Below are 23719 nucleotides of genomic sequence, written 5' to 3'. Positions count from 1 at the left end.
GCCGACTTTTGCCGCGCTGTTGCGTTAAAGGCACATACTTCCTGCCTTTTTTTCCTGGATGCCTTTTTTTTCCTTGCGCCTCTCCCCCGCCGCTGCCTGCCTGCTGGCCCTGCTGGGCCTGGGCGACGCCGGCTGCGCCCGGCGCGATTATTTCCAGCCCGATGCCCGCGTGGGCGTGGGCAGCACGGCCCCGCTGCCCCCGGGGGCCGACTCCGTACAGGCCGCCGCGGGCCGGCACTACAGCCGCCACTGGCCCACCTACTATTGGTTTTGGGGCCGCCACTACCGCGACGTGTGGGCCGCGCCCGTCACGGCCCCGGTACTGCGGCTGGCCACGGCCGTGCCCGGCGGCCTGCAGCCCAGCAAGATGGGCGGCGGCTACCAAAGCATCAGCATGACGCTGGAAGGGCCGCAAAAACGCGAGTTTGCCCTCCGCGCCCTCGACAAGGAGCCCAGCAAAACCCTGCCCAAGGTGCTGCGCAACACGTTCTTGCTGAATGCCGTGCGCGACGCCACCTCTGCCGCCATCCCCTACGGCGCCCTCACGGTGCCGCCGCTGGCCGCCGCCGCCGGGGTGCCCCACGCCTGCCCCCGCCTGGTGTACGTGCGGCCCGACGAAACTGGCCTGGGCGAAGGTTCGGAGCGGTTTCGGGGCAAGCTGGCCCTGCTCGAAGAGAAGTACGACGCCCTGGCGTCGCGCACCCCCGACCTGGCCGGCGCCGGCGACTTCCTGGGCGGCGAGGCCATGCTGAAGCAAGTGTACACCCACCCTTCGCACAGCATCGACCAGCCCGCGTTTCTGCGTGCACGCCTGCTCGACCTCCTGATTGGCGACTGGGACCGGCACGAAGGCCAGTGGCAATGGGCCGCCTTTCGGGAGCGCGGCGGCCGGGTGCGCTATCAGGCCATTCCGAAAGACCGTGACCAGGTATATTTCCGCTTTGACGACGGCCTCGTGCCGTGGTTGGCCTCGCGCCGGTTCATCGCGCCGCAGTTCCATACGTTCAAAGCCAGCTACGGCTACGTGCCCGGCCTCGTGAAGCAGTCGCGGTTCATCGACGAGCGCGGCCTTTCCGCCCTCACCCGGGCCGATTTCCGGCGCATGGCGGCCGATTTGCAGCGGCGCCTGCCCGACACGCTCATTCAGCGGGCCATGCACCGGCTGCCGCCGGCCGTGTATGCCCTCGAAGGGCCGAGGCTGACGTCCTACCTGCAGACGCGCCGCAACGCCCTGCCCGCCGCCGCCGATGACTTTTACCTCACCCTGGCCCATGCGCCCACGCTGGGCGGCACGGCCCAGGCCGAGCGGTTTGTGGTGAAGCGCTACCCGGATTCCACCACCGTGCGTGTGTTTTCGGCCGCCCTGGCCCGGCACAGCGCGGGCGACTCCCTGCGCTTCCAGCGCACCTATTTCGCGTCCGAAACCCACGAGCTGAGCCTCGACGCCCTGGGCGGCGACGACGTGTTCGAAATTTCCACCGTGGGCACGGCACGGCCCATGCCGCTGCGCCTCTACGGCGGGGCCGGGCACGACCGCCTGCAGCTGAGCGGCAGCGCCCGGCGCCTGCGTCTCTATGACGAAGCTTCCGACATGACGGCCGCCAATGCCCGCCGGCCCAGCCTGCCCCGCAAAAGCTACCGCGCTTACGAGCGTCTGAATGACGACTAGCCCCGCGCGCTTTCCCACCAGCCATTTTCGGGCGGCCTTCGTTCAAGGCTCGACCGTTTTGTTGAACTTGCCCTTGATGCCGCCCCGCTTACCCGTATACCTGTTGGCTTTTGGAACGCTGAGCGGCTTGCTTGGCGGCTGCGCCCGCCAGAACTTCTTTCAGCCCGACGCCCGCCCCGATGCCGCGCGGGCCCAGCCCCTGCCCGCCACCGCCGACAGCGTGCGGGGCGTCACGGCGGGCCGCCAATACGCCCGCCACGGCCGCCTCTACGGTGCTCTGGTGGGCCGCCACCACCGGGCCACCTGGGCGGCCCCCGTCACGGTGCCGGTGCTGCAGCTCTCCCCGAGCCGGCTGCGGCCGGGCAAGGTGGGCGGTGGCTTCAATAGCACCAGCCTGAACCTGCTGGCGCCCGATGGCCGGGCTTACGTGCTGCGCACCGTCGACAAAGACCCCATTCGGGCCACGCCCGAGTTATTGCGCAACACGTTCCTGGTGAACGTGCTGCGCGACAATGTGTCGTCGACCAACCCGTATGCCGCGCTCGTGGTGCCGCCCTTGGCGGCGGCGGCCGGCGTGCCGCACACCTCGCCGCGCCTGTTTTACGTGCGGCCCGACGACCCGGCCTTCCAGGGCGACTCGCTGCGGCTGTTCCGGGGCCAGCTCGCGTACCTAGAAGAAAAAACGTCTTCGCCGGTGTCCGAAGGGAAAAAAGTTGACATTCTGGGCAGCAAAGAGGCGTTCGAAAAAGTCTTTTCAACCCCCGCCCAACGCCTCGACCAGCCGGCCCTACTTCGGGCGCGCTTGCTCGATGCCTGGCTGGGCGACTGGGACCGGCACCCCGGCCAGTGGAACTGGCTGGCCACTTCGGGCGGCGGGGCCACCACCATTGCGCCCTTGCCCAAGGACCGCGACATGGTGTTTTACCGCCTCGACGACGGGGTGCTGGGGTGGCTCATCGGGCACGTTGCCGTGCGCCATTGGACCACGTTTTCGGCGCACTTTCCCAACGAGGAAAACCTGCTTTCCAACGGCGAATACCTCGATGAGCGGGGCCTGAACCAACTGACGCGGGCGCAGTTTCGGGCGGCGGCCCAGGCTTTGCAGCAGCGCCTGCCCGATACCCTGGTGGCACGGGCCCTACGCCGCCTACCCGCCTCGGCCTACGCGCTGGAAGGCCCACGCCTCACGGCCGCGCTCCAAAGCCGGCGGGCCCAGCTGCCGGCTCTGGCCGACCGCTGGTACCTGCGCCTGGCACGCCGCCCGTACATCGGCGGCACGGCTCGGGCCGAGCGGTTCGAGATACACCGCTACGCCGATTCTACCGTGGTGGCCGTGTACGGGGCCGGCCCTGCCGCCCAGTCGGCCAGCCGGCTGTATCAGCGCACTTTTCTGCCCGCCGAAACGCAGCAGATTCAGCTCGAAGGGCTGGGAGGCGACGACGTTTTTGTGGTGGAGGAGCACGGCGCATCTGCGGTTTCCCGGCCCCGCATTCGCGTATACGGCGGCCCGGGCACCGACGAGCTGCGCGGGCCCACAGGCGCCCGTGGCCTGCGCTTCGAGCAGGGCAGCGCCCCGGCCAAGCACGCCTACGACCTGCCCGCCGAGGAGTAGCCGGTCGCCGGTTAGGCCTGTTCCAGCATTTTCAGCACCAGGCGCTCAATGGGCGAAAGCAGGTCGCCGGCCTTGGCTTCGGCGTCGTGCTTGCGCAGGTATTCGATGAGCTGGCCCGACTTAAACAGCTCCACCACCTGCGGGTGAATGTAGTATTTGGAGCACACCGTGGGCGTGTTGCCCAGGCCGGCGGCCACGTCTTTCACGGCCTTTTTTATCACCTTTTCGGGGGCCAGCTCGGGTTCTTCGCGCAGCACGGCTTCGAGGCATTCCACCATTTTCACGGTGCCGCCCCAGGTGCGGAAGTCTTTGGCAGAAAGCGCCAGGCCGGTGTGGCGGTGCAGGTATTCGTTCACGTCGCCCGACTCCAGCGCGTGCCGCTGCCCATCGGCCGAGTAGTACTGAAACAGGTGTTGGCCGGGAATTTCCTTGCACTTGCGCACCAGCCGCGCTAGGCGGGCATCATGCAGGGTCACGTCGTGCGGCACCCCTTTCTTGCCCACAAACGCAAAGTTGACGTCGGCCCCGTCAATGGCCACGTGCTGGTCGCGCAGGGTGGTGAGGCCGTAGCTGGGCTTCGATTTGCCGTTTTTCTTGGCGTATTCTTTGTTGCCCACCCGGATGAACGACTGGTCCATGAGCGTCAGGACCAAGGCCACCACTTTTTCGCGGTCGAGCCCGGGGCGCTTCAGGTCTTTGTTGAACTGCTCGCGCAGGGGCGCCAGCTTCTCGCCAAAGGTGCGCAGCCGCGAAAACTTGGTGAGGCTGCGCATTTCGTCCCAGGCGGCGTGGTAGCGGTACTGTTTGCGGCCCAGGGTGTCGTGCCCGGTCACTTGCAGGTGGGTGTTGGCCGAGGGCGAAATCCAGACGTCGGTCCAGGCCGGCGGAATCACAAAGCTGTTGATGCGCTCCAGCGTGTTGGGGTCGGTGATTTTCTGGCCCTGGGCGTCGTGGTACACGAAATTGCCCGTGCGCGTGGCTTTGCGGCTGATGCCCTTGCCCTGGTCGGTGGCGTAGCGCAGGCCGGCCATCTGGGCCTGCCGCGCGGGGTCTTTGTACACGATGTGCGCCTCGTCTTGCGGCAGCAGGGTTTTCTTGCGGGTTTTGGGTTGGGCAGCGGTGGCGGTGGACATGGAACAGCGAAGGGAACGGGAATTCAAGGTTGAGCTTCTACGCAAAAGCCCGCTGCATGGCCGACCAGCCCAGGCACGGATTCTGCGAGCCCGCGCCTGGTCGAATTTTCTTCACCGCTTCGGATTGCGCCGACTCGCAGAATACACGCTACGGCTTGCCGGCCGTAGGTTTGCCCCATGAAGCTGCCCAATGCCCTGTCCAACATTTCGGAGTGGTCCGACCACTTATTGACCCGCTTCTCGGCCCGCCGCGGCTGGCTGCGGCCCCTGCAAATCGACGCCTACCGCAGCTACGGCACCGCCCGGAAGTTCTACATCAAAGGCCGCCTGCTGGCCGACCCCGGCCTGACCGCCGCCACCGCCACCGATTCGCCCTGGCGCAATTTCCGCAGCATGGTGCGCCGCTTCAACAGCCGCGAAGTGGCCGGAGCCGACCTGGTGGCCGAGCTGCCCGACAGCAGCCAGCACCTCGTGAGCACCGACGACGAAGGCTATTTCACGCTCGTCATCGAGCCGCAGGCGCTGCCCGCACCCGAAGACTACCTCTGGTACCCCGTGCCCGTGCGCGTGGCCCGGCTGCCCACGTTTCTGAAGCTGCCCACCGAGGCCATTGCCACCAAAGCCCATGTGCTGGTGCCGCCGCCCAGCGCCGAGTTTGGCGTGATTTCCGACCTCGACGACACGGTGTTTGAAACCAGTGCCACCAACATCGTGAAGATGCTGGGGCGCGTGCTCTTCAGCAACGCCCAATCCAAACAGCCTTTCGAAGGCGTGGCCGAGTTCTACCGCCGGCTCCAGCAGGGCCGCACCGGCCGTCCCGACAACCCCTTTTTCTACGTGAGCAGCAGCCCCTGGAACCTCTACGACCTGCTGGCTGAGTTCCTGAAGCTGCACGACATCCCCACCGGCCCGCTCCTGCTGCGCGACCTCAGCATTGCCCGCCCCAAGGCCCCCGTGCCGGCGGGCATCTCCGGTTCGGCCGCCATTCACTTCGCCCACAAGCTGCACGAAATCGACGACATCCTGACCACTTACCCCGCCCTGCCCTTCGTGCTCTGCGGTGACAGCGGCCAGGAAGACGCCCGCATCTACCGCGAAGTGGTGCGCCGCCACCCCGGCCGCATTCGCGCCATCTACATCCGCGACGTGCAGGTGCCGGAACGCGCCGCCCTGGTCGGACCGATTATTGAGGAATTGGGTCGTGAGGATGTGCCCATGCTGCTGGTGGCCGACTATGCCGCGGCCGCGGCCCACGCGGCGGGGCTGGGGCTGGTGGGGTAACGTCCGCCTATGCGTGGAACCAAACGCGTAAACGACGCTAACGCTGAGACACTCGGTGTCGCGTTTTTATAATCGCACCTACTGCGCGCTGTTCGTGTGGTCGGCCACCACCTTCCATTGCCCGTCCACCTGCCGCAGCACCAGCAGGAAGTACCCGCCCACGTCGCCGGCCGCCGGCCGGGCCAGGTGCCACTGCCCCACCACCTGCGCTGCCATGGGCGCCAGCATGGTGATACGCAAATCGCTGAAATCGAGCTGCCCCATCGCAGCGGCAGTGGGGTAGTTTTTCACGTAGTTGTCGAGCGTGGGCTGCCAGCCATACGTGGGCCCCTTGCGGCCAATGAAGACGAGTGAGTCCGATTTCCAATAGCCTTCCATAAAGGCCGGAATGTCCCCCCGGTTCCAAGCCGCGGCCTGCGTGGTGAGCACCTGGCGGATGGCCTGCTGCGCCTCAGCGGCGCGTTGCGGCGTGAGGGCCGCGGGCGCCGTGGCCGCACAGCCGCTGAGGCCGAAGACCACGCCGGCCCGGAGCAGCCAGTTAGAAGCAGACGACAACGGCATCATGGCTATTTGTTGAGAAGGGTGTTGACGTAGGTGACGCCGCCCAGGCGGCGCATGTTGCGCATCACGCGCTGCTGCTTGGCGCGGGCCACCGGCCCCGGGTTCGACGCCCGGAAGCGCAGCGGGTTGGGCAGCACGCCGGCCAGCAGGGCGGCTTCGGCGGGCGTCACGCGGCTGGCCGACTTGCCAAAATAGCGCTGGCTGGCGGCCTCCACCCCAAAGGTGCAGTCGCCCATCTCGGCCACGCTCAGGTACATCTCCATGATGCGCCGCTTGTTCCACAAAAACTCAATCAGCACCGTGAAATAGGCCTCGGCGGCCTTGCGCACGTAGCTGCGCCCGTGCCACAAAAACACGTTTTTGGCCACCTGCTGCGAGATGGTGCTGCCGCCCACAATGTGGGTGCCGTCGCCGTTCCAGTTGCGTTTGGCGGCTTTGGTCAGCGCGTCGAAATCGAAGCCGTGATGAATAAGAAAGCGCTGGTCTTCGGCCGCCACCAGGGCCAGCGGCACGGCCGGGGCAACTTCGTCGAGGGTGCGAAACTGGTAGTTGATGTGGCGCGGCTCGGGCTGAATGCCGTAGTAGCCCAGCCCGATGGGGGCGTGCGCCCGGCGGTCGAGCATGAGCCAGGTGGCGGGCGGGGCCACCCAACGGTACATCAGCACCCAGGCCACCGAGGCCAGAAACAGCGCGGCCACTACCTGCAGCAGCAGGCGCCCGGCTTTTTTCAACAACAACGACAAATCGGGAATCAACGCTTCTGACGACATCGGCGCAAAAGTAGCGTCTCAATCGTGGTTTCGGCTTTGCCGCCTACCTTTCGGGCAATCCGGGCCCTGCTTTGGCCGACGGGCCAAACCCAACCCCGGGCATTGGCTGTTACGCTACTGCTCACGTTTCTTCTTACCCGCCCTTCGCTCATGGCCCGCCTGCTGCCGCTTTTCCCGCTCAATCTGGTGGTTTTTCCGGGTGAGAAACTCAACCTGCACATCTTCGAGCCCCGCTACCGCCAGCTAGTGCGCGAGTGCATCGAGCAAAACACCACCTTCGGCATTCCGCCCTACCTCGACAATTCGCTCAGCGAGCTGGGCACCGAAATGCGCCTCGTGAGCGTGGAACAGACCTATTCCAGCGGCGAGCTCGACATCCGCACCAAAGCCGAAGGCGTGTTCCGCATCAACAAGTTCTACCGCCAGGCGCCGGGCAAGCTCTACGCCGGCGGCTTGGTCGAAGACGTGATGCAGGACAATGAGGCCGACCCCGTGCTGCGCGACATCATCACGGTGCAGGTGCGCCAGCTCTACGAGGCCCTGGGCCTGCGCAAGCTGCTGCTGGAGCTCTCCCCCGACTACAGCATCTTCGACGTGGCTCACCACATTGGCTTCAGCACCGAGCAGGAATACCAGTTGCTAGCCACCACCAGCGAACTGGAACGCCAGGAGATGGTGCGCGAACACCTCGACACCATCCTGCCCATTGTGCTGGAAACCGAGCGCCTCAAAGAACGGGTGCGCCTGAACGGCCACTTCAAAAACTTAACCCCGCCTAATTTCTGAACCACGGATTCGTGCGGATTTTTCGGATTTCGCGGATTTTGCAGACGATTATCTCGGAATAGCATGCAACAAAAAGGCCGCTCAATGAGCGGCCTTTTTACTTATTGGTTGCCGGCATATGTGCCGTCCACAAAATCCGCGAAATCCGAAAAATCCGCACGAATCCGTGGTTCGGACTACTCCTTCAGCCCAGCCGGCACCCCTTGCGGAAACTCCGCCGCAATTTCCTTCTGCAACTCGCCAATGCGGTTGCCCGGGTCGGGGTGGGTGCTAAGAAATTCCGGCGTGGAGCTGCGGCCGCCCTGCTGTTCCAGCATTTTCATCACCTGAATCATGGCGCGGGGGTCGTAGCCGGCCTGGGGCGTAAAGTCCACGGCCAGCTTGTCAGCCTCCAGCTCGTCGTTGCGCCCAAAGCGCAGGCTGATGACCTTGGCAATGGCCGCGGCCACGGCGGCTTTGGCCACCGAGCTGCCGGGGCTATTGGGGTCGTAAGAAGCAATGGTGGCCGCGCCGGCCAGGCCCTGGGTCAGGTTCGACTTGGCCACCTGGGCCGCCGAGTGACGGCCCACCACGTGGCCGATTTCGTGGGCCAGCACGCCGGCCAGCTGCGCTTCCGAAGTCAGGTTTTTTAGCAGCCCTTGGGTGATGAACACCTGCCCACCGGGCAGCGCAAACGCGTTGATGGTCTGGTCGTCGGCCAGCAAGTGAAACTGGAATTTGTAGGGCGTCTTGCCGGCCTTGGTGCTGGCAATGATTTTCTGGCCCACCTGCTGCACGGCGGCCGTGGCGCGGGCGTCGGGGCTTTCGCCGCCGTACTGGGCGGCCATTTCGGGGGCGGCCTGCAGGCCCAGGGCAATTTCCTGCTCGGCGCTCATGTTCACGTGCTGGGTTTCGCCGGTCACCTCGTTTTTCGAGGTGTTGAAGTAGTAGCCAAAGAGGGAAACCGCCGCCACGATGATGGCAATGATAAAGCGGAGATTGAGTCGCATGGATGAGAAGAAAAGGGTGGGTAAAAGTGGAGTCCGGCCACAGGCAGCCGGCATCGGGCCCGGCCCGATGCGCTTTTAACGCACCCTTTTCGTTCTGGTTATTCTGCCGCAGCGGCTGGGGGCCTTAGCCCACCTTATGAATGCCCGCAAAAGCCGCCACGGCCGTGTCGAGGTTGAGCCAGCGCGAGCGGTAGCCGGCGCGGGCCGGGCCGTGCAGGTACAGCACGCTCCCACCCTTGATGGTCTTCACAATGGCGGCCGTTTCGGCCACGGGCAGGGCCGGGCAGCCCTGGCTGCGGCCCAGGCGGCCGTGCGTTTTCACAAAGTCCTCGCACACGTATTCGGCGCCGTGCACCACCACCGCCCGGCTTTCGGCATTGGTGTTGAAGCCGGGGTCCAGCCCCTTGATTTTAAGCGACAGCCCGTGCTTGCCCGTGTAGGTGGTGGGCGCCGTGCGGTAGAAGCCGAGGCTGCTCATCTCGGAGCCGTTGCGGTCCGAAAACGCCAGCGGCACATCGGCGCCGCTGGCTTTGCCGTGTGCCACCAGCGTATGAAACAGCACTTTGGCTTTCTCCACGTCGATAACCCACAGGCGCTTTTGCTGGCTGGGCCGGCTGAAATCGATGAGGGTGAGCACCGGCGGGGCGCTGGCGCGTTTGCCCGCGGGCCGCAGGTTGTAATAGCCCACCAGCCCTTCGCGAAACACCGTGAGCGGCAGGCCCGAGCTGCCCAGGCCCAGCTTGGCGTACAGTTGCGCCGTTTGCTGTTCAAATGCGGTTTGGTAATAGGCGCGCTGTGCGGGAGCAGGCAACCTGGACAGGGCTGCGGCCGGCACGGTTTGCGCTTCCCCACCAAAGGCCGGCAACAGGGCCCCCGCCAACAAACCAAAAATGACTGCACGAAAACGCATCGACACTAAACCTATTGATTGTTCAATTACTTTACCGGAAGCCTAGTACACATTCGTGCCAAATTTAGTGCTTAGTTTGGGCTGTTTTCTGATTTGAACGCAACATTTACGCCGCTATTCCTGGTAATGTTAAAGTTTATGTGGGCGAGAGTATATCGACGCGGTGCAATTTTGTTGAGTCTGGGGACGCTGGGGCTTAGCGGGTGCGGCCACGCCCTGCTGGAACTGCCCGGCTTCGACGGCGCTGCCTGGCGCGCCGACCCCTACGCCTGCCGCAACCAGCGGCGCGCCGCCGTGCCGGTGCTGCTGCGCCAGAAGGAGCAGCTCTACGAAGCCCGCGCCAACGACGTAACCGCCCTGCTGGGCCAGCCCGACGAAGAGGAGCTGCGGGCCGGCACCGAGAAAGTGTATTACTACTACCTGGAGCCCGGTACCCAATGCGAAGCGCGCCACGAGCGCTCGGGCGCGCCCTGCCTTAGCCTACGCTTTGGCCCCCTAGGCACCGTCACCGAAGTCCTGGCCGACCCACTTTCGCCCCCCACGCCGTAACGCAGGCCATAAAAAAAGCCCTCAGCGAGTGCTGAGGGCTTTTTTTCATGAGACGTTAGTAAGCTGACTATCCCAGGCCATTGCCCGAGTTTGCGGGCGCTTGGGCAGGCTGGCTGTTGCTCTGCTGCAACTGGCTCAGCTGCGAAGGCGTGAGAATGCGGCTGCATTCCTGTTCGTACTGGGCTTCGAGCTCCGCTGCCTTGGCGGCGCGGGTGGTCTCGTCGTTTTTATACTCGCGGTTGATGCTGTTGAGGCCCACGAGCTTGGTGCGGTTGATGGGGAGCAGACGCAGCACCTGGCCTTCGTTGAGGCGCAGGCGGTTGGCCATCTCGCGGGTGATGGCCTCGGCATCCTTGGTCACGGCTTTGCCGAATGACGGGTGTTCACTCAAACGGTCTGCCATTTGCGCATGTGCCGAAAACGTCGAGCAAGCAAGCAAAAAGGCCAGAGCAAAAAGGAAGGACTTAGACATAACAAACAATCTTTTGACCTGAAAAAGGGTAGGCTTTTCCGACAACGTCCGAAAGATAATGTTTAGTTTCTGTTTTATCTAACTTTTATTATAAGGACTTTTTCAATCTATTGGAATTGTACCAAAAAAAGGGTCCCTTTCGGGACCCTTTTCAGAATGTTATTCGAAAAATACCAGCTTTAATCCAGGCTTGCTATCGGCTGATGGTCAGGGCTTTTGTAGTACTGCATGGCAACCAGCGACGTAATAACGCCCGTCATGGTGCCTAGCAGAATAATACCGAGGCCTCCGATGAGCACGCCGAGGTCAGCCCCAAACAGGTCGCGGGCATGAATGCGCTCAATGGCCGCTTGGCTGATGCCGCCCAGCAGCCAGAAAAACGCCCCCAGTATCACCGATGCCACCAGAGCCGTGATGATGCCAGTGCTGAAGCCCGAAAAATAAGAAAGACGGTTGCCGCAGCTGCGCTTCAGGCGCTTAATGGCCATCACCACGCCGGCGGCGAGAATAAGGATGTCGAGCGTGCCCGCTTCAATTTTGTCGAGGAAGCCTGCCAGCGCAGCAATGCCGGTGTAGGCCACCAGCACCACAGCCGTGAGAATGCCCATGCGCAGGCCATTAGATTCGGAAGTCAATTGGTTGTCAGCCATGGCCAGTTGGTACTTTTAAGGGTGAGAAAACGCCGGTTGCGCCGGTTCGCTGGTATTTTATACTAGCTCGGTGCCCAAGAGGTTTTGCCTGGTCTCGGCCCTCCGGTAGCCAAGGCATGGCGAGGGCACTAATTGCCTGGCTGGGGAGTTATTTTCGCGAAGGCCGCCAACTACTTGCGGGCCCCCGATTCGGGCCCGCGTCCTGTTGCGTAATTTTGAGGCCTGCTGCGCGTTGCGCCGCCGATTTTGTGAGCTACTATTTTCTGATTGAATGATTTCCACCACCAATGTGAGCCTGCGCTACGGGAAGCGCGTGCTGTTTGAAGATGTCACCGTCAAATTTCTGCCGGGCAACGTGTACGGCCTCATCGGGGCCAACGGCGCGGGCAAGTCGACGTTTCTGAAAATTCTTTCGGGCGAGATTGAGCCCAACACCGGCTCGGTGGAAATGCCCGCCGGGCAGCGCCTCGCCGTGCTGAAGCAGAACCAGTTTGCCTACGACGACCAGGTGGTGCTGCAAACCGTGATTCAGGGCCACCAGCGCCTGGCCGAGGTGATGAAGGAAAAGGACGCCCTCTACGCCAAGTATGACGCCGGCACGGCCACCGACGCCGACGGCGAGCGCCTCGGCGTGCTCGAAGGCGAGTTTGCCGACATGAACGGCTGGGACGCCGACTACCAGGCCGCCGAATTGCTCTCCGGCCTGGGCATCACCGAAGACAAGCACTACAGCCTGATGGCCGACCTCGGCGCCAGCGAAAAAGTGCGTGTGCTGCTCGCCCAGGCCCTGTTTGGCAACCCCGACGTGCTGCTGCTCGACGAACCGACCAACAACCTCGACGCCGAGAGCGTGCTCTGGCTCGAAAACTTCCTCGACAACTTCGAGAACACGGTGATTGTGGTGAGCCACGACCGCCACTTCCTCGACGCCGTGTGTAATTACATGGCCGACCTCGACTTCTCAAAAATCACCATGTATCCCGGCAACTACTCGTTCTGGTACGAGAGCAGCCAGCTGGCCCTGCGTCAGCGCCAGGACGTGAACAAGAAAACCGAAGACAAGCGCAAGGAACTCGAAGAGTTTGTGCGTCGCTTCTCGGCCAACGCTTCGAAATCGAAGCAGGCCACCAGTCGCCAGAAGCTGTTGCAAAAGCTGACCCTGGAAGAAATCAAGCCGTCGTCGCGCCGCTACCCCTACATCGCCTTCAAGCCCGAGCGCGAAGCTGGCAACCAGCTCCTGACCGTGGAAGGCGTGAGCAAAACGGTAGATGGGCAGTCGGTGCTCAAGAATGTGTCGTTCACGCTTGATAAGGGCGATAAAGTGGCCATTGTGGGCCGCGACGACCGCGCCGCTTCCCTCCTGTTCGACATCATCTTTGGCGAGGCCAAGCCCGACAAAGGCGAGTACAAGTGGGGCACCACCATCACGCCTAGCTACTTTCCCAAGGAAAACAGCGCCTTCTTCCAGGCCGACAACATGAACCTGGTGGACTGGCTGCGTCAGTACTCGGTGGAGAAAGACGAGAGCTTTGTGCGCGGCTGGCTGGGCCGCATGCTGTTTTCGGGCGAGGAAAGCCAGAAGAAGCCCAACGTGCTGAGCGGGGGCGAGAAAGTGCGCTGCATGCTCTCGAAAATGATGCTGGAAAGCGGCAACGTGCTGGTGCTGGACGACCCCACGAACCATTTGGATTTGGAAAGCATTCAGGCCCTGAACAACGGCTTGAAGGATTTCACCGGCTCGCTCATCTTCGCCTCGCACGACTTGCAGTTCATCGACACCGTGGCCAACCGCATCATTGAATTGACGCCGGACGGCATCATCGACCGCCGCATGAACTACGAAGAGTACCTGGCCGATGAGACCCTGAAAGCCCAGCGCCAGAAGATGTACCAGCTGGCCTAGCGCCGACGGGTTGTTCTGAGGAATGAAAAATGAGGAATCGAGAATTCCCAGGCCGTAATTCCTCACTTTTTATTCCTCATTTTTCGTTCCTTTGAGCATGAAACGCCATCTGCTTCCGTTGCTGTTGCTTGCCGGGGTTGCCGGCCTGCTGCCCGCCCACCGCGCCCAGGCGCAGGACAAGCCCGTGCTGAACTCGGCGCCTCCCGGCCCGCCGGCCACCCAGCCCCGGCCCGCGGAGCCGGCCCCGGCGCCCACGGCCCAGCCCGCTCCTGCCCCGGAGCCCGCCAGCACCTACCCCGCGCCGCAACCCTCGCCCGACGCGCCCTCGGGCCTCGATTTCCCCAACCGCAAGGCCACCAAGGCGGGCGGTGCCGAAGATGAGCCCCCGACGCGCAAGTTCATTTACACCAATTTCGGCCTGGGCTTTTCGTCCTACAACCAGCTCTCGCAATTCAACATCAGCGCGGCCCCGGCGCTAGGTTTCCGCCTCAACAACCGCTTGGCGGTGGGTCCGGGCATTTCGTACGCTTACAGCAGCTACTCCGTGCCCGATGGCTACGCCATTACCGCGGCGGGCGCGTCCAGCATTTCGACCAGCAGCGTGGGCGTGAAAGCATTTGCCCAGTTCATCGTGTACAGAGAATTCTTCTTGCACGCCGAGTACGAAGTAACCAACGCGCAACTGCTGGGCGAAGACGGCCAGGGCTTCTTGTCGAAGATTAACAAAACGGTGAGCACGCCCCTGGCCGGCGTGGGCTACCGCTCCCAGATTGGCGACAAGGCCGCGTTCGACATTGTGGGCCTCTACAATTTCGACAACAGCATTTATTCGCTTTACCCCGGCCTGGTGGTGCGCTTCAGCTTGCTTTTCAACATCGGCAAGTAACTGCCATTTCGTAAAGCATCAAACACAAAAAGGCCGTGCTGTTGCCAGCACGGCCTTTTTGTGTTTTTAAGTTTGACCCAACGGGGCGCGTTAGACTGCGCTTCGTCCGCTGATGACACGCAGCAGTACGGCGATAATCGCAATGACCAGCAACGTGTGGATGATGCCGCCGGTGTAGTAGCCACCAAAGTAGCTAATAGCCCAGATGATGATGAGAATGACGGCGATGATATACAGGAGGTTGCCCATGGCTAGAGTGTGTGAAGGAGGTGAAAGAAACAACTATGTGGCCTTGTACGGGGGTGTTTTGAAAAAGATATAATAATTGAAAAAATATTTAGCTGGATGCAAACAAAAATGGCAGTTGCTAACGGCAGCGTAGCTTTGCAACCATCGGGCATTTGCCCGGTTTTAGCACTCCCACCCACTCTTTTTCCGCTTCTTATGAACGTCGCCGTTATTGGCTCCGGCACCATGGGCAATGGCATTGCCCACGTTTTTGCGCAGCACGGCTTTGCTGTTTCGCTCATCGACATCAGCCAGCCGGCCCTCGACCGGGCCCTGGGCACCATCACCAAAAACCTCGACCGCCAGGTGGCCAAGGCCACCCTGAGCGAAGACGACAAAACCGCTACCCTGGGCCGCCTGCGCACCTACACCTCGCTGGCCGAGGGCGTGGCCACCGCCGAGCTCGTGGTGGAAGCTGCCACCGAAAACGTCGACCTCAAGCTGCAAATCTTCCGCGACCTCGACCAGCACGCGCCCGCCGAAGCCATCCTGGCCTCGAACACGTCGTCGATTTCCATCACTAAAATTGCCGCCGTGACCAAGCGCCCGCAGCAGGTGATTGGCATGCACTTCATGAACCCCGTGCCGGTGATGAAGCTGGTGGAGGTGATTCGCGGCTACGCCACCTCCGACGACGTGACGGCGCGCGTGATGGACCTGGCGCGCCAGCTGGGCAAAACGCCCACCGAGGTAAACGACTACCCCGGCTTCGTGGCCAACCGCATTCTGATGCCGATGATAAACGAGGCCATCATCACGCTGTTTGAGGGCGTGGCCGGCGTGGAAGAAATTGACACGGTGATGAAGTTGGGCATGGCGCACCCCATGGGCCCCCTGCAGCTGGCCGATTTTATTGGCCTGGACGTGTGCCTGGCCATTCTGCGGGTGCTGCACGAGGGCCTGGGCAATCCGAAATACGCCCCCTGCCCCTTGCTGGTAAACATGGTGATGGCCGGCCGCCTGGGCGTGAAGTCGGGCGAGGGCTTCTACCAATACACGGCAGGCTCCAAAGAACTGGTGGTGGCCGAGCGGTTCCGGAAGTAGGCAACTGGTTTGGTAAAAGCCCGTCATGCTGCGCTGGTCGAAGCATCTCTACCGCGAAGAGTATTCATTTACTTCCTCGGTAGAGATGCTTCGACCAGCTCAGCATGACGGGCTTTTAAACTTGTGCTTTTCCGCTCAAAAACCTGTAAGGAAATAACCTGGGCCGCGTCTACCGCGTTGTTACCAACACCAACGACATAAATTCCTCCCCATGCAACATGCAACATTTGGCGCCGGCTGCTTCTGGTGCGTCGAGGCCGTTTTTCAAAACCTGAAAGGGGTCGAGAAAGTGGTATCGGGCTACACCGGCGGCCGCATTGCCAACCCGACGTATAAAGAAGTGTGCAGCGGCCTCACGGGCCACAATGAGGTCATCGATATCACCTTCGACCCCAGCGTTATCAGCTACAAGGAGCTGCTTGAAATCTTCTGGAAAACCCACGACCCGACCACCCTCAACCGCCAGGGCAACGACGTGGGCACGCAGTACCGCTCGGGCATCTACTACCACAACGAGGAGCAGAAACAGCTCGCTGAGGAGTACAAGAAGAAACTCAACGACAACCAAGCCTTCCCCAACCCCGTGGTGACGGAGATTCTGCCTGCCCCGGCCTTTTACCCGGCCGAGGACTACCACCAGAACTATTTCAACCTGCACGGCCACGAGCCTTACTGCCAGTTTGTGGCCCGCCCCAAGGTGGAAAAAGTGAAGGCGCTGTTTGGGGAGAAACTGAAGGCAGGTGTATAATTAATTGCGCTGTGCCAACAATAAAAAAGCCCGCCTATGAGCGGGCTTTTTTATTAGTCAAACCACATGCTTAACCAAATTATGAATAGCGGTTAGTTTCCTTTCGGTCCAGCCATTGTGTATGTGCACATAGAATTGCTCATCACCATTGTAGTACAATGCCCAAACCTTTGCTGAATTATTACGGCTTATGTATCGGGTAGTAAATTCAGCAGTCACATGACCATAATTAAGGGTTACTGCCGAGATGTTGCGAAATAGCCGTTGGTATTTCACCTCGCCTGCCGCCTCATCAATCAGGATGAACAGCAGCGGGGCTTCGAACACCAGAAGCACCAGAAAAGCAAAATTGGAGTAGCCTGCCGCGCTGTAAAAGTCAGAATAGGCGAAGTGGTGATGGGGTTCCTTGTAGAATATGCCCCCAACAGCAATAGCCACGGCAAACAAATTCAACAGCACCCAATTCCGAAGCAGTTGCCCGTAATCTATTCTGAATGTCATTTGTGCTTAATTATACACTCACGCCAAAATCACGCAGCGCGTCGTTCAGGCTCGTTTTTAAATCCGTACTCGGCTTGCGCTGGCCAATAATCAAAGCGCAAGGCACCTGATATTCGCCGGCCGGGAATTTTTTGGTAATGGAGCCGGGAATGACCACCGAGCGCGGCGGCACGTAGCCTTTGTACTCCTTGGGCTCAGCGCCCGTCACGTCGATGATTTTGGTGCTGCCGGTGATGGTGACGCCCGCGCCAATCACGGCCTCTGCACCGATGCGGCAGCCTTCGACCAGGATGCTGCGCGAGCCGATGAAGGCGCCGTCTTCGATGATGACGGGGGCCGCCTGCACAGGCTCCAGCACGCCGCCGATGCCCACGCCGCCGCTCAGGTGCACGCCTTTGCCAATCTGGGCGCAGCTGCCTACGGTGGCCCAAGTGTCGACCATGGTGCCTTCGCCCACGTAGGCGCCGATGTTGGTGTAGCTGGGCATGAGGATGACGCCGGGGGCCAGGTAGGCGCCGTAGCGGGCCACGGCGGGCGGCACCACGCGCACCTGCTGGCCGGCGTAGTCGGTTTTGAGCAGCATCTTGTCGTGGTACTCGAAGGGGCCCACTTCCTGGGTGCTCATCTGGCGGATGGGGAAATACAGAATCACGGCCTTCTTCACCCAGTCGTTCACTTGCCACTCGTTGGTGCGGTCCTGCGGCGGCTCGGCCACGCGCAGGCGGCCTTTGTCGAGCTCTTCGATGACGTGCTCGATGGCGGCTTTGGTTTCGGGGGTTTGAAGCAGGGCGCGGTCGGCCCAGGCGGCTTCAATTTGGGTTTGGAGGTCGGACATTACAAGGGATGGATTGGCCGGATGATGTGCGTGCCGTTTTAGAGGCTGCAAAATTAGCATTGCGGGGGCTATCGGCGGTGCCAGTACCGGCATCGGGCGCGGCGGGCAAGATAGAACGATATAGGGACGCGGCTTGTCCCCGCCCGGTCATTGAGCGGTTGACGGCCTAATCGTTCAATGAGGGGCGGGGGGCGGGCTCCGCTCCTACCACAAAACGTCGCTCAACATTCGGGCTGGTTACGCGTTTAGCAACATGAAGAATGCATGAAGAAACAGGGCGGGGTAAGCATAGGCGGCGGGGCAGCACACGAGAACTAGCCGCTAGTCGGGACAAATAATTAGCAGTAGAATAAGCAGATGCCAACCATGACACGCACCAGCTACCGGGCTGCCACTGTATTAGCTATTGGGCTGCTGGCGCCGCAGCTGGGCTGGGCGCAGGCGCGGCACGTGCTCAGCGGGCAGGTGCGCGGCACCGATGGCACGGCCCTGCCGGGCGCTACCGTGGCGGTGCCATCCCTGGGCCTGGGCACGGCCACCGACGAAAACGGCCGCTACCGCCTCGACGTGCCCGCGGGGCCGCAAAACGTAACGGTGTCCTTCGTGGGCTACCTGCCCCAGACCTTCCGCGTGAACCTAAGCCGTAGCCAGCAGCGCGACCTCACGCTGGCGCCCAATGCCAACGAGCTGACCGAAGTTGTGGTGCAAGGCCAGCAAACCTTGGAGGAAAAGCTCGTGACCACGCAAATGGGCGTGGAGCGCCTCAGCATCCGCGAGGCCAAGCTGCTGCCGGCGCTGTTTGGCGAGGTCGACATTCTCAAAACCCTGCAGCTTAAGCCCGGCGTGCAAAGCGGCGGCGAGGGCAGCAGCGGCTTGTTCGTGCGCGGCGGCTCCTCGGACCAGAACCTAGTGCTGCTCGACAACGCGCTTATCTATAATCCCAACCACTTGTTCGGGCTGTTCTCGGTGTTCAACTCCGACGCGGTGCAGAGCGTGGACTTGTACAAGTCGGGCTTCCCAGCACAGTTTGGCGGGCGGCTCTCGTCGGTGATTGACGTGAAGCTGCGCGAGGGCAGCCGCGAGAAATTCACCGTGACGGGCGGCATCGGGCTCATTGCCTCGCGCCTGAGCCTGGAAGGGCCGCTGGGCAAGCGCGCCGACGGCCAAGCCGCTAAGGGCTCGTTCATCGTGAGCGCGCGGCGCACCTACTTCGACGTGTTCACGCGTGCCATCAACCGGGCCAACGCAGGCACGGAAGGCTACCGGCCCATTCCGGATTATTACTTCCAGGATTTCAACGCCAAGGCCAATTACACGCTGGGCGAGAAAGACCAGGTGTTTGCCACCGGCTACCTGGGGCGCGACGTGTTCGGTTTCAACTCATTCGGCAACCTGCAGGCCGACTTTGCGTGGGGCAACACGTTGGGCACGCTGCGCTGGCAGCACACGTTTTCGCCCCGCCTCACGGCCAACACGCAAGTGGGCCTGACCAGCTACCGCTACTCGCTGGGCAGCCAGGTCGACGTAGCCTCGTTCGGGCTGACTTCGACCATTCGGGATTACAACGCCCGTGTCGATTTCGACTACGACCTGAACCCGGCCCACAATGTGCGCTTTGGGGCCAGCTTTACGCACCACACCTTCGGGGTGGGCCGGCTGCAGGTCGAAACGGCCGACAACTCGCTGAACGTGGACAACAACATCAGCTACACCGCGCTGGAGGGCGGCCTCTACGCCAGCGACAACTGGAAGGTGAGCGACAAGCTGCAGGCCGAGCTGGGGCTGCGGCTGAGCGGCTTCGGCAACGACGCGGGGCAGGTATACGGCGGGCTGGAGCCGCGCCTGGCCGCGCGCTACGCCCTCAGCAACAAGCTCTCGCTGAAAGCCAACTATGCCCTGATGTACCAGTACGCCCACCTGGCCAGCAACACGGGCGCCTCGCTGCCGACGGACATCTGGTACCCCTCGCGGCTGAGCGTGAAGCCCCAACGCTCGCAGCAGGTGAGCACAGGTTTCAGCTGGCTGCTGTTCGGCGGCAAGTTTTTGCTCACGGATGAGGTGTATTACAAGTGGGCGCAGAACCAGGTCGATTTTCGCGACGGCGCCCAGATTTTTGCCAACCCCAACCTCGACCAGGAGTTCCTGTTTGGCAAGGGCTGGAGCTACGGCAACGAGCTGTACCTGGAAAAGCAAAAGGGCAAAACCACCGGCTGGATAGGCTACACGCTGGCCTGGAGCTGGCGCCGGTTCGGGCCGCAGCGGGGCACGCCGGGCATTAACGACGGGCGAGACTACTACCCCAGCTACGACCGCCGCCACAACCTGAACGTGGTGGTGCTGCACCAGTTCAACACGCGGCTGAGCCTCACGGCCAGCTTCGTGTACACGAGCAGCGCGCCCACCACGCTGCCGGCCGGCCGCTTCCCGCTGCAAAACGTGCCGGGCGGCGACATCCTGGCGGTGCCCGTGTACCCCGACCGCAACACCTACCGCCTCATCCCCTACCACCGCCTCGACCTGGGCGTGGTGTGGAAGCTGCGCCCCGTGCGCTTTGGCACCGAGCGCGACCTCACCTTCAGCATCTACAACGCCTATGACCGGCGCAACGCCTATTTCGTGTACTTCGAAATCTCGCGCAACCCCAACACCGACCTCATCGACGGCTTCACGGCGCAGCAGGTGTCGCTGTTTCCCATCATCCCGTCGGTCACCTACAATTTTAAATTTTAAGCCGTGGCGATGTTTAGCAAGCGTTTATTTATCCAAATGAGCCTCGGGGGCCTGCTGCTGACGGCCGCGGGCTGCAACCTCGAAAACGAGGTGGACGTGGTGCTGCCCGCCTACACGCCCGAGCTGGTGGTGGAGTGCTACCTACGCGCCGGCGAGGTGCCGCGCCTCACGGTGGTGGAGTCGGGCACCTACCTGCCCTCGAAGGCCGACGGCACCGGGCAGCCCGTCATCACGCTGCCCACGGCGGCCGTGCCCACGCTGGGGCTGGGCATCAACGGCATCACCATCCAGGTGCCGGTTGATGTGACGGTGCGGCTCACGCTGCCGGGCGGGCAGTCGGTGCCACTGCAGTTCGCGCCGGGCATCGACCCGCTGACGCGCAAAGTGTTCACGCACATTGGCACGGCGCCGCTGGCCATGCAGCCGGGGCAGCGTTTTGGGCTGGATGTGCGCGACACGCGCGGCCACCATGTGACGGGCAGCACCGGCGTGCCCACGTTCGTGCCCATCGACACGGTGCGCTACGCCTCCAACGGCGTGAACGGCCCTGAACAGCGCTTCAACTTCGTCACCCGCTTCACTGACCCGGCCGGCACCGCCGACTACTACCGCCTGCTGCTCACCAACCAGCGCGACCTCAACGACTCGGAAGGCGACTACCTGGTGAGCGACCAGGTGTTCGACGGCCAGTCGTACACCTTTCCCACCACCTACCGCTTCACGCCCGGCGACACCATGACGGCCACGCTCTTCCACATGGAGCCCGACTACTACAACTTCCAGCAGAGCGTGCGCGGCGCCATCTCGGCCAACGGCAACCCGTTTGCGCAGCCGGCCCGCATTCGCAGCACCGTGCAGGGCGGCCTGGGCGTGTTCACAATACTCGTGAGCGACCAGCGCTCGGTGGTGCTCAAATAGGGATTTTGTTGAGCCAAGCCAGTAAATGTCATCCAGCTGCCAATCGCGCATTGGATGCTATCAACGACCCGGGCCGCTTCTACCAAATTGACCGGCCCTTAAAACACGGCTCCTTGGTTTCAGCGCTACGCATGGCCGTTTGTATGCTCCTGGCAAAACCAGCATCTTTGGGCCGTGTCCGCTTCTTTTCCGTCTTCTTTCGTGGTGTTGCTGGCCTCCGTGCTGAAACCGGTAGACGACACGCGCATGCTGGGCAAATTTGCGCACACGCTGTTGGAGCGGCCCACTTCCCAGGTTTTCGTGGCCGGACGCAGCAGCTTCGATGGCCTGGAGCATGACTGGGTACAAAACTACTTTCCTCGCCTAGCGGCGCACGGCATCTTCTGGGGCTCACGCCTCAGTATGGCCCGGCTGCGGGCACAGGGCCATTACTGGCGTCTGCTGCGGGTGCTGAAGCCGGACCTGGTCATCGTGCACGCGCCGGAGCTGCTGCCGCTCACGCTGCTCTGGCAGGCGCTGGGCACGGGCCGCAAATTCCTCTATGACATCCGCGAAAACTACGCGCTGAACGTGAGCACCCAGCACGTGTACCAAGGCCTCACCCGCCGCTGGCTGGCCGCCGGGCTGCGCTGGGTTGAAGGCGTGGCTGCCCGTCGGGCGGCGGGCGTCATCCTGGCCGAGGAAAGCTACGCGGTGGAGCTGCCGTTTCTGGCGGAGCTACTGCCGGGCCGCGTGCAAGTGCTCGAAAACAAATACCAGCCCCAGCCCGGCGAAGCGTTGCGCCGGCAGCCCCTGCCGTTGCCTCCGCCCGGCGAGCCGCTGCGCCTGCTCTATTCTGGCACCATTTCCGAGCTCAACGGCGTGTGGGAAGCCATTGCCCTCACCCAGGAGTTGCGGCAGGCCTGGCCCGGCGGAGCGCAGCTCACCATCATCGGTTTTTGCCAGCAGCCGGCGTTGCTGCGGCAACTGCAGGGCAAGGTGATGGCCAATGCGGACTGGCTTACGCTCAGAGGCGGGCGGATGCCGGTGTCCCACGCCGAAATTGTGAACGAAATCGGCCGCAGCCACCTTGGCCTGCTGCCCTACCGGCCCCACCCCAGCACGGAACGCTGCCGCCCCACCAAGCTGTTTGAATACCTGGCCCACGGCCTGCCCGTCCTCTCTACGCCCAATCCGCTGTGGTTGGAAGAGTTGCAGAAGCACGGCGCAGGCCTGCCCGTCGACTTCTCCCAACCCACCGACGCGGCCGCGCTGGTGGCTCGCCTGAAAGCCGCCAATTTTTACCCCAACGGGATTCCGGCCGAAGCGCTGTGGGCCGGCGAAGGGAAAAAATTGTGGCTTTTGCTGGATTCTCTCGTTTAACCTGCCACCTTTGCGCCCATTTTGCGTCAACCGGGCAGCTTGGTTGTTGGTCAGGTTCTTGTCTCTTTCGCGCTTCTCCGCAGTATTCCCACCCCCACTTACCCTTCTTATGGCAACGCTACGTCATTCTTACATCGCCGGAGTCGGCCACTACGTTCCGAGCCGTGTCGTGAAAAACGCCGAGCTGGAAACCATGATGAACACCTCCGATGCCTGGATTCAGGAGCGGACCGGCATTCAGGAGCGCCGCTGGTTTGAAGAAGGCACCGATACCACCGCCAACATGGGCGCCAACGCCGCCCGCAAAGCCCTGGAAATGGCCGGCGTGGACGCCAACGACGTGCAGATGATAGTATTTGCCACGCTCTCGCCCGATTATTTCTTTCCGGGCTCGGGCGTGCTGCTGCAGCGCGAGCTGGGCATCACCAACAATTGCCCCGCGCTCGACGTGCGCAACCAGTGCTCGGGCTTCGTGTACGCCCTGTCGGTGGCCGACCAGTTTGTGCGCACCGGCATGTACGACACCGTGCTGGTGGTGGGCTCCGAAATTCACTCCTCGGGCCTCGATAAGTCGCCCGAAGGCCGGGGCGTCTCGGTGATTTTCGGCGATGGCGCCGGCGCTGTGGTGGTGCGCCCCAGCACCACCGAAGGCCAGGGCATCCTGAGCACGCACCTGCACTCGCAAGGCGAGTTTGCCGAAGAGCTCATCGTGAAAGAGCCCGGCTCGAACCGCGACAACCGCGTGCAGTACATCCTCGACAACCAAGCCGACCTCTACCCCTACATGAACGGCCAAAATGTGTTCAAGCACGCCGTGGTGCGTTTCCCGCAGGTCATCAAAGAGGCGCTGGACCAGAACGGCTACCAGCCGCAGGACGTCAACATGCTCATCCCGCACCAGGCCAACCTGCGCATCACGCAGTATGTGCAGCAGAAAATGGGCCTGACTGACGACAAAGTGTTCAGCAACATCCAGCGCTACGGAAACACCACCGCCGCCTCCGTGCCCATCGCCCTGAGCGAAGCCGTGCAGGAAGGCAAAATCAAGCGCGGCGACCTCGTGTGCCTCGCTGCTTTCGGCAGCGGCTTCACCTGGGCCTCGGCGCTGATTAAATGGTAGTT

23 protein-coding genes are annotated in these 23719 nt (G+C 62.5%); 13 read left to right on the top strand and 10 right to left on the bottom strand.

All coding sequences use genetic code 11. From position 1 onward, the window contains the following. The first annotated feature begins 58 nt into the window (after positions 1 to 58). Together IC234_RS03650 and IC234_RS03645 are read left to right on the top strand one after the other, a co-directional pair. A complete protein-coding gene (locus tag IC234_RS03650; RefSeq protein ID WP_190922464.1) occupies positions 59 to 1669 on the top strand; it encodes a hypothetical protein in 1611 nt (536 codons plus the stop codon). Positions 1670 to 1772: 103 nt separating this feature from the next. After that, complete coding sequence (locus tag IC234_RS03645; protein WP_190922463.1) at positions 1773 to 3281, top strand: hypothetical protein; 1509 nt, start codon at positions 1773 to 1775, stop codon at positions 3279 to 3281. A gap of 11 nt (positions 3282 to 3292) precedes the next feature. On the opposite strand, the gene IC234_RS03640 is transcribed toward IC234_RS03645, so the two are convergent. After that, positions 3293 to 4414: a DNA topoisomerase IB gene (locus tag IC234_RS03640; RefSeq protein ID WP_190922462.1), complete on the bottom strand. Its 1122-nt coding sequence runs from the start codon at positions 4412 to 4414 to the stop codon at positions 3293 to 3295. A 177-nt stretch (positions 4415 to 4591) separates the two neighbouring features. Between IC234_RS03640 and IC234_RS03635 the strand changes: the two genes are divergently transcribed. Continuing rightward, entirely contained in the window at positions 4592 to 5695 is a 1104-nt protein-coding gene (locus IC234_RS03635) for an App1 family protein (RefSeq protein ID WP_190922461.1), read from the top strand. A gap of 78 nt (positions 5696 to 5773) precedes the next feature. On the opposite strand, the gene IC234_RS03630 is transcribed toward IC234_RS03635, so the two are convergent. Together IC234_RS03630 and mtgA are read right to left on the bottom strand one after the other, a co-directional pair. Beyond that, the gene (locus tag IC234_RS03630; protein ID WP_223827443.1) at positions 5774 to 6259 is read right to left on the bottom strand and encodes a YybH family protein; all 486 of its coding nucleotides are present in this window, start codon (positions 6257 to 6259) and stop codon (positions 5774 to 5776) included. A gap of 2 nt (positions 6260 to 6261) precedes the next feature. Beyond that, entirely contained in the window at positions 6262 to 7026 is a 765-nt protein-coding gene (mtgA, locus tag IC234_RS03625) for a monofunctional biosynthetic peptidoglycan transglycosylase (protein WP_190922460.1), read from the bottom strand. Positions 7027 to 7128: 102 nt separating this feature from the next. Here mtgA and IC234_RS03620 point away from each other — a divergent pair, with 102 nt between their 5' ends. Then, complete coding sequence (locus IC234_RS03620) at positions 7129 to 7812, top strand: LON peptidase substrate-binding domain-containing protein (RefSeq protein WP_317173317.1); 684 nt, start codon at positions 7129 to 7131, stop codon at positions 7810 to 7812. 176 nt (positions 7813 to 7988) lie between these two features. Here the strand turns inward: IC234_RS03620 and IC234_RS03615 are convergent, their stop codons facing one another. Together IC234_RS03615 and IC234_RS03610 are read right to left on the bottom strand one after the other, a co-directional pair. Next, positions 7989 to 8801 (bottom strand): M48 family metalloprotease, encoded by an 813-nt coding sequence (locus IC234_RS03615; protein ID WP_190922459.1) that lies wholly within the window; start codon positions 8799 to 8801, stop codon positions 7989 to 7991. 124 nt (positions 8802 to 8925) lie between these two features. Next, the gene (locus IC234_RS03610) at positions 8926 to 9612 is read right to left on the bottom strand and encodes a murein L,D-transpeptidase catalytic domain family protein (protein ID WP_190922458.1); all 687 of its coding nucleotides are present in this window, start codon (positions 9610 to 9612) and stop codon (positions 8926 to 8928) included. Between the two features lie 273 nt (positions 9613 to 9885). Here IC234_RS03610 and IC234_RS03605 point away from each other — a divergent pair, with 273 nt between their 5' ends. Then, a complete protein-coding gene (locus IC234_RS03605) occupies positions 9886 to 10260 on the top strand; it encodes a hypothetical protein (protein ID WP_190922457.1) in 375 nt (124 codons plus the stop codon). 67 nt (positions 10261 to 10327) lie between these two features. On the opposite strand, the gene IC234_RS03600 is transcribed toward IC234_RS03605, so the two are convergent. Together IC234_RS03600 and IC234_RS03595 are read right to left on the bottom strand one after the other, a co-directional pair. Further along, complete coding sequence (locus IC234_RS03600; RefSeq protein WP_190922456.1) at positions 10328 to 10663, bottom strand: hypothetical protein; 336 nt, start codon at positions 10661 to 10663, stop codon at positions 10328 to 10330. Positions 10664 to 10911: 248 nt separating this feature from the next. Next, the gene (locus tag IC234_RS03595) at positions 10912 to 11382 is read right to left on the bottom strand and encodes a DUF4199 domain-containing protein (protein ID WP_190922455.1); all 471 of its coding nucleotides are present in this window, start codon (positions 11380 to 11382) and stop codon (positions 10912 to 10914) included. A gap of 271 nt (positions 11383 to 11653) precedes the next feature. Between IC234_RS03595 and IC234_RS03590 the strand changes: the two genes are divergently transcribed. After that, positions 11654 to 13285, top strand: coding sequence for an ABC-F family ATP-binding cassette domain-containing protein (locus IC234_RS03590; protein WP_190922454.1), 1632 nt, complete (start codon positions 11654 to 11656; stop codon positions 13283 to 13285). Positions 13286 to 13382: 97 nt separating this feature from the next. Continuing rightward, the gene (locus IC234_RS03585) at positions 13383 to 14171 is read left to right on the top strand and encodes a hypothetical protein (protein WP_190922453.1); all 789 of its coding nucleotides are present in this window, start codon (positions 13383 to 13385) and stop codon (positions 14169 to 14171) included. Between the two features lie 90 nt (positions 14172 to 14261). Here IC234_RS03585 and IC234_RS03580 read toward each other — a convergent pair whose 3' ends face one another. Beyond that, entirely contained in the window at positions 14262 to 14420 is a 159-nt protein-coding gene (locus tag IC234_RS03580; protein WP_190922452.1) for a lmo0937 family membrane protein, read from the bottom strand. Positions 14421 to 14615: 195 nt separating this feature from the next. Here IC234_RS03580 and IC234_RS03575 point away from each other — a divergent pair, with 195 nt between their 5' ends. Together IC234_RS03575 and msrA are read left to right on the top strand one after the other, a co-directional pair. Continuing rightward, positions 14616 to 15503 carry a 3-hydroxybutyryl-CoA dehydrogenase gene (locus tag IC234_RS03575; RefSeq protein ID WP_190922451.1) on the top strand — a complete coding sequence of 296 codons (888 nt, stop codon included), beginning with the start codon at positions 14616 to 14618 and terminating at the stop codon, positions 15501 to 15503. A 211-nt stretch (positions 15504 to 15714) separates the two neighbouring features. After that, entirely contained in the window at positions 15715 to 16251 is a 537-nt protein-coding gene (gene msrA / locus IC234_RS03570; protein WP_190922450.1) for a peptide-methionine (S)-S-oxide reductase MsrA, read from the top strand. Between the two features lie 57 nt (positions 16252 to 16308). Here the strand turns inward: msrA and IC234_RS03565 are convergent, their stop codons facing one another. Further along, on the bottom strand, positions 16309 to 16689 hold the full coding sequence (locus IC234_RS03565) for a hypothetical protein (protein ID WP_190922449.1): 381 nt from the start codon (positions 16687 to 16689) through the stop codon (positions 16309 to 16311). 73 nt (positions 16690 to 16762) lie between these two features. Beyond that, complete coding sequence (locus IC234_RS03560) at positions 16763 to 17587, bottom strand: 2,3,4,5-tetrahydropyridine-2,6-dicarboxylate N-succinyltransferase (RefSeq protein WP_190922448.1); 825 nt, start codon at positions 17585 to 17587, stop codon at positions 16763 to 16765. A 366-nt stretch (positions 17588 to 17953) separates the two neighbouring features. Between IC234_RS03560 and IC234_RS03555 the strand changes: the two genes are divergently transcribed. The 4 genes from IC234_RS03555 (at position 17954) to IC234_RS03540 (ending at position 23717) form a co-directional block, all read left to right on the top strand. Then, a complete protein-coding gene (locus IC234_RS03555) occupies positions 17954 to 20317 on the top strand; it encodes a TonB-dependent receptor (RefSeq protein ID WP_190922447.1) in 2364 nt (787 codons plus the stop codon). Positions 20318 to 20353: 36 nt separating this feature from the next. Next, positions 20354 to 21235 (top strand): DUF4249 domain-containing protein, encoded by an 882-nt coding sequence (locus IC234_RS03550; protein ID WP_190922446.1) that lies wholly within the window; start codon positions 20354 to 20356, stop codon positions 21233 to 21235. Between the two features lie 174 nt (positions 21236 to 21409). After that, positions 21410 to 22597: a glycosyltransferase family protein gene (locus tag IC234_RS03545; protein WP_190922445.1), complete on the top strand. Its 1188-nt coding sequence runs from the start codon at positions 21410 to 21412 to the stop codon at positions 22595 to 22597. A gap of 109 nt (positions 22598 to 22706) precedes the next feature. Next, a complete protein-coding gene (locus IC234_RS03540; protein WP_190922444.1) occupies positions 22707 to 23717 on the top strand; it encodes a 3-oxoacyl-ACP synthase III family protein in 1011 nt (336 codons plus the stop codon). Positions 23718 to 23719 lie beyond the last annotated feature (2 nt).

The organism is Hymenobacter armeniacus, assembly GCF_014699055.1.
Classification (GTDB): Bacteria; Bacteroidota; Bacteroidia; order Cytophagales; family Hymenobacteraceae; genus Hymenobacter; species Hymenobacter armeniacus.
This window is presented reverse-complemented; position numbering and strand designations above follow the sequence as displayed.